Origin of the sequence: Pseudomonas sp. RGM 3321, assembly GCF_022836805.1 — a bacterium.
Taxonomy (GTDB): domain Bacteria; phylum Pseudomonadota; class Gammaproteobacteria; order Pseudomonadales; family Pseudomonadaceae; genus Aquipseudomonas.
Genome location: NZ_JALHBH010000115.1, coordinates 68,285 through 81,782 on the forward strand (window position 1 = coordinate 68,285; position 13,498 = coordinate 81,782).

Consider the following 13,498-nt stretch of genomic DNA (forward strand, 5'->3'; position numbering starts at 1 on the left):
ACCATGCACACCGAACATCTCTTTGCAGACCCGCTACACGCCTTCGCCGACCAGACTCTCCCGCAACGCCTGCGTCGATGGGCGAGCCAGCACGGCGCACGTACCGCGCTGGTCGCAGGTGCTGTGCGCCTGAGCTATGCGCAACTGGACCTGCAAGTCGACCGTCTGGCCGGAGGCCTTTCCACGCTGGGTATCAAGGCCGGTGACCGGGTCATGCTGCAACTGCCCAACGGCGTCGGCTTTGTCTGTGCATTCTTTGCCACGATGAGGATTGGCGCGGTGCCCGTATTGGCCATGCCCACCCAGCGTGCAGAGGACATCGCGGCCCTTTGCCGATTGGCCGAGCCGGTGGCCTACCTGATTCCCGATCGCCTTCGGGACTTCGATTTTCGAGACATGGCCGCCGGAATTATCGAACATCAGCCCTCACTGATGCATGTCATCGTCGACGGCGAACCAGGACCGTTCAACGCGATGTCGGCGCTGGATGCGCCCTGCCCGGCCGATCCCATGACAGACCCGCGCGACATGGCTCTGCTGCTGCTTTCGGGCGGCACCACGGGCACCCCGAAACTGATCCCGCGCAGCCATGCCGACTACGCCTACAATTTTTCCCTCTCGGCCAGACTTTGCGAGCTGGACAACGACAGCGTATATCTGGCGGTGCTACCGACCGCACACAATTTCACCCTCGCCTGCCCCGGCGTGCTTGGCAGCCTGGCCGCAGGTGCAACCGTGGTGCTGAGTGACAGCGCCAGTTGCGACGTGGCCATGCCGTTGATACAGCGTGAAGGTGTCACCCATGTGGCGCTGGTTCCGCCGCTGGCGCAGCTCTGGGCACAGGGACGCGACTGGCAAGACAGCGACCTGTCCAGCCTGACGCTGCTACAGGTCGGAGGCTCGCGACTCGACCCGGCACTCGCGACACAGGTACTCGAGGCACTGGACTGCCGAGTGCAGCAAGTGTTCGGCATGGCTGAGGGCCTGCTGTGCTACACCCGGCCGGACGATTCGCTGGAGGTCGTGCTCAACACTCAGGGACGGCCGCTGTCGCCGTTCGACGAGGTTCGTCTGGTCGATGCCGACCTGCACGACGTTGCTCCCGGCCAGACCGGCGAACTGCTGACCCGCGGCCCCTACACCATTACCGGGTATTACCAGGCGGCAGAACACAACGCGCGCAGTTTCACCCGCGAGGGCTACTACCGCAGCGGAGACCTTGCGCGCTGGACGCCGGACGGCAACCTGATCGTCGAAGGACGTATCAAGGAGCAAATCCAGCGCAGCGGTGAAAAGATCTCGGCGGCACATATCGAAAATCACCTTACAGCCCTGCCTGACATTGAATCGGCGGTGGTGGTCGCCGTGCCGGATTCGCTGTTGGGCGAGCGTATCTGCGCGTTCATTCTGGGCGACAAGCCAACGGGTGCAGCGCAGCACATTCGCGACCAGTTGCATCTGCACGGGCTGGGCGAAAACAACCTGCCTGATCAGTTCGAGTGGGTTGCTGCGTGGCCACTGACGGCCGTGGGCAAGATCGACAAACGCCAACTCGCCGTTCTGGCCCAATTAATCCGGGAGTAACCCATGAGTGTTGTGAAGTCTGCACCCGAATGCGAAAACCTCGGCGATATACGTCAGGGCATTGATGAGCTAGACCGGCAGATTGTGCAAATCCTTGCCCGGCGCCTGACCTATGTGCAGGCCGCTACCCGCTTCAAGGCCAATCGACGGGCTATTCCGGCACCCGAGCGGGTGCGCGCAATGCTTGAAGAGCGACGCCAGTGGGCCAGCGATGCCGGCTTGCCCGTCGATGAGACTGAGGACTTCTTCAAGGATCTGATCCACTGGTTCATCAACCAGCAGATCACCCATTGGCAACTGCTGAACCCGGAGGATGAGTCATGAATCGACTGCCGTCGTTCATCGGTCTGCAGGGGTGCCTGCAGAAAGCCCGGGCGCAAGCCAGCTCCCGTCAGCTTCGAATCCTGGCGTCGTTCTCCACGCCCTCGCCTTACGTCGAACCGCTCGGATTATTCGCCGCCAATCGCGAGCAGGTTCAACCGGCTTGCCTGTGGCGTGTACAGGCACAGTATCGCTATCGTATCGGCCTTGGCCTGGCACATGAGTTCAATGCCGGGCCTGCGGACAGTTGGCAGACGCTGGAAAAACGCTGGCGGGACATGGCAGCGACTGCGGTGGTGCACGGCGAACATCGCCCTACCCTGTTTGGTGGGTTTGCCTTCGACCGACGGCAGCCTGCAACACGGCTATGGCGCGACTTTCCCGAGGCGGCATTGACACTGCCGCGCTTCGAACTTCATGAATCCGATGGCCGGACGCAATTGATCGTCAATGTGCTGATTGATGAACACAGTGATTGCGGGCAACTGGCCAGAATGTTGGCAGACGAATGGACTGGCATTCTTCAACGGCCCTTGCCCGGTGGACCCAGGGCAATGGATCGATTCGTGCGTTTGTCCATGGCCCATCTATGGAAACAGGATGTGCTTCACGCGGTCGGCCGGATCGAGCGTGGCGGACTGAAAAAAGTCGTCCTGGCCCGCTCACAGAATGTTCCCGTGGCCAATCCGCTGGAGCAGGTCATGCAATACCTGACGCTCAGGCAGCCCAACGCCTACCTGTTCGCGTTCGCTCGCGGCAGCAGTTGTTTTCTGGGTGCATCGCCTGAATGCCTGTTGACCGTGCAAGGCGACCAACTGCAGACCATGGCCCTGGCAGGCACCGCGCCACGCGGAACGACCAGCGCCGACGACGTGCGCCTGGGTGAACAACTGCTGGCCAGCGATAAAGACAACAGCGAACACGCCATGGTGATCGACTGCATCAGACAGGGTCTGGCTGAACATTGCCTGGAACTGGACATTGCTTGCCGGCCTCGACTGCACAAATTGCCGCATATCCAGCATCTGCTGACCCCCGTCAAAGCGACCCTCGCCTCGAATGCCAGCCTTTTGCAGATCGCCCAAAGCCTGCACCCGACCCCGGCAGTCGGCGGCCTGCCGCGCAGTGAGGCGCTGGACTATATCCGCAGCCATGAACAACTCGACAGAGGCTGGTACGCAGCGCCGATCGGCTGGCTGGACGACCAGGGCAACGGCGAGCTCGCGGTCGCCCTGCGCTCGGCATTGCTGAAAGGACACAGAGCTACCCTGTTTGCAGGCTGCGGGCTGGTCAGCGGTTCCGAGCCGGAAAGCGAGTACCGGGAAAGCGATCTGAAAATGCAAACCATGAGGGAGGCATTGGGGGAGACGTCCAACGAAGCGTTATGGATGTAACCGAACGCAGACTGCCTACCTGACCGACGCCGCGCCCTGCAGAAAAAACTGGATCAACAGCGCGCTCATCCCCGCGCGCGCCACTCGGCCACGGCGTTCGGCGTCGACCAGGCCGGACAGCAGCGACGCGAACATCTCGGTAAGGACGGTGGCACTGATGTCGATTCTGAACAGCCCTTCGCGCTGGCCACGTAGAAAAAATGTGTCGAGGGCGTCGGAGTAAGGCAACCAGCGGCCACCGCCGGAGCTTTCGTCAAGCGAGTCAGGACGCCACTGAAACACCAGAAAGACCAGCATTTCGCGGTGCATGAGGTGGTTGTCGACCAGTCGCTGAAGCGCTTCCAGCGGCGGAGCATGCTGCAGATCCGCGTCGGCGACCATCTGGTTCATCAGGTCCGAGGCGTGATTGAGCAACAGTTCCACGAGGTTGGCGCGAGTGCCGCAGAAGCGGTTGAGCGTCGCCTTGCTGACGCCAGCCGCTTGAGCAATGTCCTTGAGCGTACCGTTGGAATGGTCAACCAGCGCAACGGCCAGGGCTTTCAGAAATTTGTCGTCAGCAGCAGGTAATTCCATTGGGTACGTCTTCAACTCGTATAAGTGGCAGGCGGCGCATTGTGCAGAAACCTTACCGCGTTCTCAAAGCCTATACACAATTAGTCACTAAAGTCTCACATGAGTCAATATTGACTCACTCTCGTACACAGTAGATCATTCGCGGCTTTAGTGTCTGATGGGCTGCGCCCGGGTGAGCGATGAGTAGTTTGAGCGATTGGCGTGTCATGCCTGCAGTAGCCCTGCTGGCAGTGTTGGGTCTGGCCGGGTGCGAGCAGAAACAGCAGCAGGATCACGCTGCATCGACAGCGCCCAAAGAGGTGGAAGCCATCGAGGTCAAAGCCGAATCATTCACTGTCGTCGACGAACTGCCGGGCCGTATAGAACCGGTTCGTGTGGCACAGGTACGCGCCCGGGTGGCCGGTATCGTGCTCACGCGCAATTTCGAGGAAGGCGCCGATGTGAAAGCGGGCGCGGTGCTGTTCCAGATCGACCCGGCACCGTTCAAGGCCGCGCTGTCCAAGGCTCAGGGCGACCTGGCCCGTACAGAAGCCACGCTGTTCGAGACTCAGGCTACAGTCAAACGTTACGAATCGCTGGTCGAAATCGAAGCGGTCAGCCGGCAGACCTTCGACACCGCCCGCTCTGCGTTGCAAAACGCCATCGCCGCTAAAAAGTCGGCTCAGGCAGATGTCGAAACGGCCCGACTGAACCTGGGCTATGCCACGGTCAAGGCGCCTATTTCAGGGCGCATCGGCCGCGCGATGGTCACTGAAGGCGCGCTGGTCGGTCAGGGCGAAACCACGCTGCTGGCAACCATTCAGCAACTCGACCCGGTCTACGCCGACTTCACCCAGCCGGTCGCCGACGCCTTGCAAATGCGCGCGGCCATTCAGGAAGGTCGCCTGCCCAAGGGTGGCGAAGACGCGCTGTCGCTGAGCGTCGACGGCACTGATTATAAAAGCACCGGCACCCTGTTGTTTACCGACGTTGCAGTAGACCGGACCACCGGCCAGGTTTCGTTACGCGCACGCTTCGCCAACCCCAAAGGCGTGTTGCTGCCGGGCATGTATGTGCGGGTGCGCACACCGCAGCGGGTCGATGCCAATGCCATCCTCGTCCCACAACGTGCCGTTCAGCGCTCCAGTGATGGAGCAGCCCGCGTACTGGTGATTGCCCAGGACGGTACGGTCGAAGCCCGCCCGGTCAAAACCGGCGCAATGCAGGATTCGCGCTGGCAGATCACCGAGGGGCTGAAGGCAGGTGAACAGATTGTCGTCGGCAACATGACCGGGCTCAATTCCGGTGACAAGGTCGTCGCCAAATCGCCCTCCGCCCAGCCGCAATCCAAGTCGCAATAAAGCCGCCTTCAGCGCGATCGAGGATCACCGTTCATGTCTCTGTTCTTTATCAAGCGACCCAACTTTGCCTGGGTGCTGGCCCTGTTCATTCTGCTGGCAGGCCTGATGGCCCTGCCCGCCTTGCCAGTGGCGCAGTACCCTGATGTGGCACCGCCGCAGATCACCATTACCGCTACCTATCCCGGCGCATCCGCGAAAGTGCTGGTCGATTCGGTGACCAGCGTCATCGAGGAAGAGCTGAACGGTGCCAAGGGCATGCTGTATTACGAGTCGACCAGCAACTCGACCGGCAGCGCTGAAATCAACGTGACATTCGTACCGGGCACCAACCCGGACATGGCACAGGTTGAAGTTCAGAACCGCATCAAGAAAGCCGAAGCGCGCCTGCCGCAGACGGTACTCAGTCAGGGCCTGCAAGTCGAACAGGCCAGCTCCGGGTTCCTGTTGATCTTTACCCTGAACTACAAGGACGGCTCGGCCACCAAGGATACGGTCGCGCTGGCCGACTACGCGGCCCGCAACGTCAATAACGAAATCAGCCGGGTGAACGGCGTCGGCCGGTTGCAGTTTTTCGCCGCCGAAGCCGCGATGCGGGTCTGGATCGATCCGCAGAAACTGGTTGGTTTCGGGCTGTCCATCGATGACGTGAACGCGGCCATTCGGGCGCAGAACGTACAGGTTCCGGCAGGCAGCTTCGGCAGCAGCCCCGGCTCGTCACTGCAGGAGTTGACTGCGACCCTGGCGGTCAAGGGCACACTGGACAACCCGGAGGAGTTCGGCCGCATCGTTCTGCGCGCCAACGAAGACGGCTCGGCTGTGCATTTGTCCGATGTGGCACGTGTGGCCATCGGCAGTCAGGATTACAGTTTTGAATCACGCCTGAACGGGCAGCGTGCAGTGGCCGGTGCCGTGCAACTTTCACCAGGTGCCAATGCGATCCAGACCGCCCGGGCAGTCAAGCAGCGCCTCACCGAGCTGTCAGTCAATTTCCCGGAAGGCGTCGAGTTTTCGATACCGTACGACACTTCGCGTTTCGTCGACGTGGCCATCGATAAGGTGATCTATACCCTGATCGAGGCAATGGTGCTGGTGTTCCTGGTGATGTTCCTGTTTCTGCAGAACATTCGCTACACGCTGATCCCGACCATTGTGGTGCCGGTGTGTCTGGCCGGGACCCTGGCGATCATGTACCTGATGGGCTTCTCGGTGAACATGATGACCATGTTCGGCATGGTGCTGGCCATCGGTATTCTGGTCGACGACGCCATTGTGGTGGTGGAAAACGTCGAGCGGATCATGGCCGAAGAAGGCCTTTCTCCAGCAGCCGCAACGGTCAAGGCAATGCAGCAGGTCTCCGGCGCGATTTTCGGTATCACGCTGGTACTGGCCGCCGTGTTTCTGCCATTGGCGTTCATGGGTGGGTCGGTCGGGGTCATCTACCAGCAGTTCTCGCTGTCGCTGGCCGTGTCGATTCTGTTCTCGGGTTTCCTGGCCCTGACCTTTACCCCGGCACTGTGTGCCACGTTGCTCAAGCCGATCCCGGCCGGGCACAGTGAGAAACGCGGGTTCTTCGGCGGCTTCAATCGGCTGTTCGGTAAATTCACCGACCGTTACGAGCGGGTCAGTTCCAGCATGATCAAACGCGCTGGCCGCTATATGCTCTTGTACGTCGGTATCGTCGGTCTGCTGGGCTTTTTCTACCTGCGTCTGCCGGAGTCCTTTGTGCCCGTGGAAGATCAGGGCTACCTGATCATCGACGTGCAATTGCCGCCCGGCGCGACCCGGGCGCGTACCGACGCCACCGCGCAACTGCTGGAAAACTACATGCTGTCGCGCGAGGCAACCGGCGCGGTGACCATGCTGCTGGGCTTCAGCTTCTCCGGTATGGGTGAAAACGCTGGTCTGGCGTTCCCGACCCTCAAGGACTGGTCGGAGCGCGGCAAGGGCCAGTCGGCGGCTGAAGAAGCGGCAGCGTTCAACCAGCATTTTGCCGGGCTAGGCGACGGTACGGTGATGGCGGTGACGCCACCGCCCATTGACGGCCTGGGCACCTCGGGCGGCTTCTCGCTGCGCCTGCAAGATCGCGCAGGCCTGGGCCGTGAAGCGTTGCTGGCGGCGCGCAACGAGCTATTGGGCAAAGCCAACGGCAACCCGAAAATTCTCTACGCGATGATGGAGGGTCTGGCCGAAGCGCCACAATTGCGCCTGAATATCGACCGCGAAAAAGCCCGTGCGCTTGGCGTCAGTTTCGAGTCGACCAGCAACGCGCTGTCCACTGCATTCGGCTCGTCGGTGATCAGCGATTTCGCCAATGCCGGACGTCAGCAACGTGTGGTCGTGCAGGCAGAACAGAGTTCGCGAATGACCCCGGAAAGCGTGCTCAAGCTCTACGTGCCCAATAGCAGCGGCACGCTGGTGCCGCTGGGCGCGTTCGTTTCGACGCACTGGGAACAAGGCCCGGTGCAGATCGCCCGCTACAACGGCTACCCCGCGTTCAGGATTTCCGGCGATGCAGCACCGGGGGTCAGTACCGGTGAGGCGATGGCGGAAATCGAGCGGATCGTTTCCGAACTGCCGCAAGGCATCGGCTATGAATGGACCGGCCTCTCCTATCAAGAACGAGTCGCCAGCGGCCAGGCAGCCGGACTGTTCGGCCTGGCGCTGCTGGTGGTGTTCCTGCTGCTGGTTGCGCTGTATGAAAGCTGGGCGATTCCGCTGGTGGTGATGCTGATCGTACCCGTCGGTGCGCTGGGCTCCGTGCTGGCAGTGACTGCGGTCGGCATGCCCAACGATGTGTATTTCAAGGTAGGGTTGATCACCATCATCGGGTTGGCAGCAAAAAACGCGATTCTCATCGTCGAATTCGCCAAGGAGCTGTGGGATCAAGGCCATTCGCTACGTGACGCGGCGCTTCAGGCTGCGCAACTGCGCTTTCGGCCGATTGTCATGACATCGCTGGCCTTCATCCTTGGCGTCGTGCCCCTCACGCTGGCGACCGGCGCAGGCGCTGCGAGCCAGCGCGCGATCGGCACCGGCGTTATCGGCGGCATGCTCAGCGCTACGCTACTGGGCGTGATTCTGGTGCCGATATTTTTTGTCTGGGTCCTGTCAGTGTTGCGCCGCAAGCCGCACGTACAGCAGGTTGGTGACGATGCACTGCTGCCTGAGAAGCCATAAACGACCGGCGGCCAGCGGGCTGTCGGGCTTCAAACCCGTCACTCCGCCGTTGGCCCGCTGCCGGTTTGCGGGTCCGCCGATGCCTTGACGCGGGTCCAGGCCGGCAGTGTGCTGGTAGCGATTTCCGACGCCACATTCACCCGGTTGCGGCCTTGCGACTTGGCGGCATACAGCGCACGGTCGGCAAGTTCGATCAGGCTGCGCTGGTCAAGTTGTCGATCCGTGCCGACGAATGTGGCAACACCGAGGCTGACCGTCACGATGCCAAACGGGCTGGCGGGATGCTTGATCTGCTCGTCGCGGATAGCCTGCAGGATGTTCTCGGCCACCTGACGAGCGCTCGACTCGTCAGTACCGGGCAGCACCACCGCGATCTCTTCACCGCCATAACGAGCAGCGACATCACCGGGGCGGCGAATGCATTGTTCGACCACACGGGCCATTGCCACCAGGCACTCGTCACCAGCCAGATGGCCGTAATGATCGTTGTAGCGCTTGAAATGATCGGCATCGATCAGAATCAGTGACAGCAGGCTGCGCTCGCGTCTGGCGCGCTTGAATTCAACCTCCAGAAACTGATCGAACCTTCTGCGATTGGCCAGCCCGGTGAGCTTGTCTTCCGAGGCTATGAACTCCAGATGCTGATTCAACTGGATGAGGGCTGCCTGAGAATCGAGTAACTGATCTTCCGCGCGTATACGGCTGTGAATGTGCCCGATGAGGCGGATGCCGAGGCCGACCACCAGCCCGAGCAGCACCAGCATGACCAGAATCGACTGCTTGGTCTGGCCCAGCCAGTCGAGCATGGCCTCTTTCTGGCCCAGCGCGACGACAGTGACAATCGGGTACACGGCGCTGCGCTTGAAGGCATAAAAGCGCGCAACGCCGTCGATTCTGGAGACAAACTGAGTGGTGCCAGACGGTCGATTACGCTCAGAAGTAAAGATCGGCGTCGACGAGAGGTCACGGCCTATTTCCGCTTCCAGGTGCGGATAGCGCACACGCAACTGCCCGGCCGTCGACGTCAGGCTGATTATGCCGGTTTTCCCGACCTGAATATCCGAATAGAACTTCAACAGATGATCGACACCAATGGTCACGACCATCAGCCCGGCAAAACTCGAATCAGGGTGGTTGATGCGCCTGCTGACCGATATGACCCATTCGCCGGAGGCGCGACTGCGAATCGTCGGGCCGATGTAAGGTGCTTTGTCAGGCGTCTGCAGGTGGTGCTGAAAGAACTCGCGCTGGGTACTGTTGACGCCAATCGCCTTGGGATTGGTTGAAAAGGTGCAAATACCGTCAGCGTTGTACAGCGAAACCGTACCGATTTGCGGCAACGCGCCCATTTCACGGGCAATGACCCATCTGAGACGCTCGATCTGCTCGGGTCCGGCACCGTCTCTTTCGACACGCTCCGTCAGGCCGATCAGCATCAGCTCGCTTTGTTTGAAAATGCCGTCCGTGTAAGTGCTCAGCGCCCCAGCCAGATTAATCGTGCTGGTCTGGATGTTCTCCAGCGTGTTACGGCGCGCGGTCCATGCTTGCCAGGCCATCAACATCACCACGCAGGCGCACACTACGAAGATCAGCCATGACGCAAGCCGAAGGTCGCGTTTCAAAACTTGCCTCCACAACAGGTGAGAACCAGTGCATCTGGTTTTTCTGAAAACCGGACCTGATTGCTCAGGGGCCATCGACAATCCTTTCGCTATCAACTGCCATTGTCGGCAAGCGCTCGGCCGTACCTGAAGGCCTGGCATCAATGAAGCATGCCAGAGAGTGGCATCATAATGCCACGTACAGCGGTCTATTGGTTGATCGGGGTTCAACATACGCAGGCAGGCACGCACTGGATCACAGTGGTGCCTGATTTTCTGGAGGGCTGTTTACTGAAGGGGCTGGAAGCGAAGCTAGCTTACAGGGGCAAGGCAGGACGCTGGTATTCGCGAGGCTTCAGGCCGTTTCGGCGACAGGTTTGCGCAGTGCTGCGGCTTCCAGTTCGCGCACTAAAGGCAATACATGTTCGCCGAAATAGGCGACTTCTTCCTGGAAATGCAGAAATGCGGAAAGTACCAGGTCGACGCCAACGGACTTGAGCTCGACGATGCGCTCGGCAATCTGGCGCGGCGTGCCGATCAAATTGGTCTTGAAGCCATCGTTGTACTGCACCAGATCCTGAAAGGTGGATTTGGCCCAGTTACCTTCGCCTTCCGGGCTGGCCTTGCCGGCCTGTTTCGCGGCATCACCAAACGCATTGACGGCTTCCGGGTCTGCCTTGTCGACAATTTCGGCCAGCACCGCTCGCGCTTCTTCTTCAGTGTCCCGGGCAATGATGAAAGCATTGACGCCGATCTTCACCGAATGGCCGTTCGCGGCAGCCTTGGCTCGAATGTCATCGACCTGGGCCTTGATGCCTTCGACGGTATTGCCATTGGTGAAATACCAGTCCGACACCCGGGCCGCCATATCCCGCGCAGCACGTGAACTGCCACCCTGAAAGATCTCGGGATGAGGACGCTGAATCGGCTTGGGTTTGAGGGTGTAATCGTGGAAGCGATAGAAGTCGCCCTTGAAGGTGAAATTATCGGTGGTCCAGATACCCTTGAGAGCCCGAATAAACTCTTCGGAACGGCGATAGCGCTCGTCGTGCTCCAGCCAGGGTTCACCGATGGCCTGAAACTCGCCCTTGAACCAGCCGCTGACGATATTGACCGCCACGCGCCCGGCGGTGAGCTGATCAATGGTTGCCAGTTGCTTGGCCGCCACAGAGGGCGTCCACGGTCCTGGCAATATTGCTGCAATGACTTTGAGCTTTTCGGTGGCCGCCAACAGGGCATGGCTGAACGCTACGGACTCATGCTGGAATTCCGCACCGTAACCGGCGGTGAAGCGAATTTGCGTCAGCGCGTATTCGAAACCGGATTGCTCGGCGATCTGCGCCAGCTTGCGGTTGTAGTCGATGGTCCAGCTGGTGCGCTGTTCGATCTTGCTGACGACCAGCCCACCGCTGACGTTCGGCACCCAGTACGCAAATTTTATGGAAGATTGGCTCATATCGGCACTCCTCTGACTGCAGGCTTCCCGAGCGCATTAATCGAACGGGCTTGCATAACCACAGAGCAGCAACCGTGCCAGACAGTTAAATGAATATAGATCAAAGGGTTGCAGCGCCTGGAGGGTAGCGTCAACTGTTTGCACTTCGGCAGGCTGTCGAAACGCTGTTGCCAGAGCAACAGTGCCTGGCCGGGTTACTCACTCGCGCAACGGTTAATTACGCAGAAACAAACCGACGGATGGCTGACCGCGCAGCTATCCAGAATCAAATGGCTAGGGTAATTTTGGATCCAATGAAACCGCATTCATCCGCAGGAGCACCGATGAAACTGCATGCCTGTTTTCTGGCCTTGATGATCCCAGCGCTGTCGGCACATGCCGAAGGCAAGACCATATCCGTCCCCCATGACCCGACCGGGCAGCACGCGCTGGTGGAGAAAAGCGGCAGCGCCCAAGCGCGCGTTGTCGTTACCCGACGTGAAGGTCTGCTGGGCGTGATCTACTCCAAGCGCGTCTATAACTGCGCCAATCACACGGTGAACCTGGTGGGCACCGGCTCTACCCTCGAAATCATGGAACAGGCTCAGGCCATCAGCGGCATGGGACCGGTGATACGTGATTCCACAGCCGACTATATCGAGTCCGAAGCCTGCAGCTGATCTCCCACTGATCAAGCACCTCCCCCGGCTGAATTCACCACGCCCGAAAGCGCCTCTCATGAGGCGCTTTTTTCGTTTCGGCTGCCTCGCCATTCAGCCAATACGTCGGGCGCAAAAAACGCTTGCACGTAAAGTATTACGGTATACCATCAGACAGAAATAACTCACCATGCCCGTGCAGGCAGCAGGATTTAAGCGAGGTAAGTGTCATGAAGTTTTCGTTGTTCGTGCACATGGAACGCTGGGATGAAAGTGTCAGTCATCGCCAGCTTTTCGAAGACCTGACCGAGCTGACGCTGATGGCCGAGCAAGGCGGTTTCAGCACCGTATGGATCGGCGAACACCACGCGATGGAATACACCATCTCGCCAAGCCCTATGCCGCTGCTGGCCTATCTGGCCGCCAGAACCACGCGCATTCATCTGGGCGCGGGCACCATTATCGCGCCGTTCTGGCATCCCTTGCGGGTGGCGGGAGAATGCGCGTTGCTGGATGTGATCAGCAACGGGCGTATGGAAGTCGGCCTGGCACGCGGAGCCTATCAAGTGGAGTTCGACCGCATGGCGGGCGGCATGCCGGCCTCCGAAGGCGGCAAGGCGCTGCGCGAAATGGTGCCGGTAGTCCGTGCGCTGTGGCAGGGTGACTACGCCCACGACGGCGATATCTGGAAATTCCCGACTTCGACCTCCGTGCCCAAGCCGATCAACACGCCGCCCATGTGGATCGCTGCGCGCGACCCTGATTCGCATAACTTCGCCGTGCAGAACGGCTGCAATGTGATGGTCACGCCATTGATGAAGGGCGACGAAGAAGTCGTCGATCTGAAGAATAAGTTCGAAGCAGCCCTGGCCAATAATCCTGACGTACCTCGTCCACAACTGATGGTGTTGCGCCACACGCATGTGCATGCTGCGGACAACCCTGAAGGCTGGAAAACCGGTGCTGCCGCCATCGCGAAGTTCTATCGCACCTTCGACGCCTGGTTCGGCAACAAGCAGACGCCGGTGAATGGTTTTCTGGCACCCAGCCCGGAAGAGAAATTCAAGGAGCGTCCGGAGTTCGAGCTGGAGAATATCCGCAAGAACACCATGATCGGCACGCCGGAGGAGATCATTCCGCGCCTTCGTCACTATCAGGAGTTGGGTGTCGACGAGTTCAGCTTCTGGTGCGACAACAGCCTGCCGCATGCCGAGAAGAAAAAGTCGCTTGAGCTGTTCATCAAGCACGTGGTGCCGGTGTTTCGTTGAGTGTTGAGATTGCCTGAGAAGCCCAGGAAAATGCTGCTCAGACCACAATATTGATCGTCCCCATGCTCTGCGCTCATCGTTATGCGCAAGTCCTGGAGGCTCCAAATAAAAAGCTTCCAGGCTTCTGCCAGAATCAAAAATCACGT

General features: G+C 59.9%; 10 protein-coding genes. 7 read left to right on the top strand and 3 right to left on the bottom strand.

Features of this window, described 5'->3' with window-relative positions; genetic code table 11:
• Window positions 1-3: 3 nt before the first annotated feature.
• From ybtE to RGM3321_RS18470, 3 genes are read left to right on the top strand one after another with little or no spacing between them, the layout of a single operon-like run.
• The gene (gene ybtE / locus RGM3321_RS18460) at window positions 4-1,584 is read left to right on the top strand and encodes a yersiniabactin biosynthesis salycil-AMP ligase YbtE (protein ID WP_244394291.1); all 1,581 of its coding nucleotides are present in this window, start codon (window positions 4-6) and stop codon (window positions 1,582-1,584) included.
• A gap of 3 nt (window positions 1,585-1,587) precedes the next feature.
• Window positions 1,588-1,908 carry an isochorismate lyase gene (locus RGM3321_RS18465; protein WP_122392325.1) on the top strand — a complete coding sequence of 107 codons (321 nt, stop codon included), beginning with the start codon at window positions 1,588-1,590 and terminating at the stop codon, window positions 1,906-1,908.
• Window positions 1,905-3,299: an isochorismate synthase gene (locus RGM3321_RS18470; RefSeq protein ID WP_244394292.1), complete on the top strand. Its 1,395-nt coding sequence runs from the start codon at window positions 1,905-1,907 to the stop codon at window positions 3,297-3,299. The genes RGM3321_RS18465 and RGM3321_RS18470 overlap by 4 nt, the downstream gene beginning before the upstream one ends.
• A 15-nt stretch (window positions 3,300-3,314) precedes the next feature.
• On the opposite strand, the gene RGM3321_RS18475 is transcribed toward RGM3321_RS18470, so the two are convergent.
• Window positions 3,315-3,872: a LacI family DNA-binding transcriptional regulator gene (locus RGM3321_RS18475; protein ID WP_244394293.1), complete on the bottom strand. Its 558-nt coding sequence runs from the start codon at window positions 3,870-3,872 to the stop codon at window positions 3,315-3,317.
• Between the two features lie 179 nt (window positions 3,873-4,051).
• On the opposite strand from RGM3321_RS18475, the gene RGM3321_RS18480 reads away from it, so the two are divergent.
• Together RGM3321_RS18480 and RGM3321_RS18485 are read left to right on the top strand one after the other, a co-directional pair.
• On the top strand, window positions 4,052-5,212 hold the full coding sequence (locus RGM3321_RS18480) for an efflux RND transporter periplasmic adaptor subunit (protein ID WP_244394294.1): 1,161 nt from the start codon (window positions 4,052-4,054) through the stop codon (window positions 5,210-5,212).
• A gap of 33 nt (window positions 5,213-5,245) precedes the next feature.
• Window positions 5,246-8,389 carry an efflux RND transporter permease subunit gene (locus RGM3321_RS18485; protein WP_244394295.1) on the top strand — a complete coding sequence of 1,048 codons (3,144 nt, stop codon included), beginning with the start codon at window positions 5,246-5,248 and terminating at the stop codon, window positions 8,387-8,389.
• A 38-nt stretch (window positions 8,390-8,427) separates the two neighbouring features.
• Here the strand turns inward: RGM3321_RS18485 and RGM3321_RS18490 are convergent, their stop codons facing one another.
• Entirely contained in the window at window positions 8,428-10,011 is a 1,584-nt protein-coding gene (locus RGM3321_RS18490; RefSeq protein ID WP_244394296.1) for a sensor domain-containing diguanylate cyclase, read from the bottom strand.
• A gap of 334 nt (window positions 10,012-10,345) precedes the next feature.
• Entirely contained in the window at window positions 10,346-11,446 is a 1,101-nt protein-coding gene (sfnG, locus tag RGM3321_RS18495) for a dimethylsulfone monooxygenase SfnG (RefSeq protein ID WP_044322159.1), read from the bottom strand.
• A gap of 323 nt (window positions 11,447-11,769) precedes the next feature.
• Here sfnG and RGM3321_RS18500 point away from each other — a divergent pair, with 323 nt between their 5' ends.
• A complete protein-coding gene (locus RGM3321_RS18500; protein WP_219171407.1) occupies window positions 11,770-12,105 on the top strand; it encodes a hypothetical protein in 336 nt (111 codons plus the stop codon).
• Between the two features lie 209 nt (window positions 12,106-12,314).
• Window positions 12,315-13,352, top strand: coding sequence for an LLM class flavin-dependent oxidoreductase (locus RGM3321_RS18505; protein WP_244394297.1), 1,038 nt, complete (start codon window positions 12,315-12,317; stop codon window positions 13,350-13,352).
• Window positions 13,353-13,498: the final 146 nt, after the last annotated feature.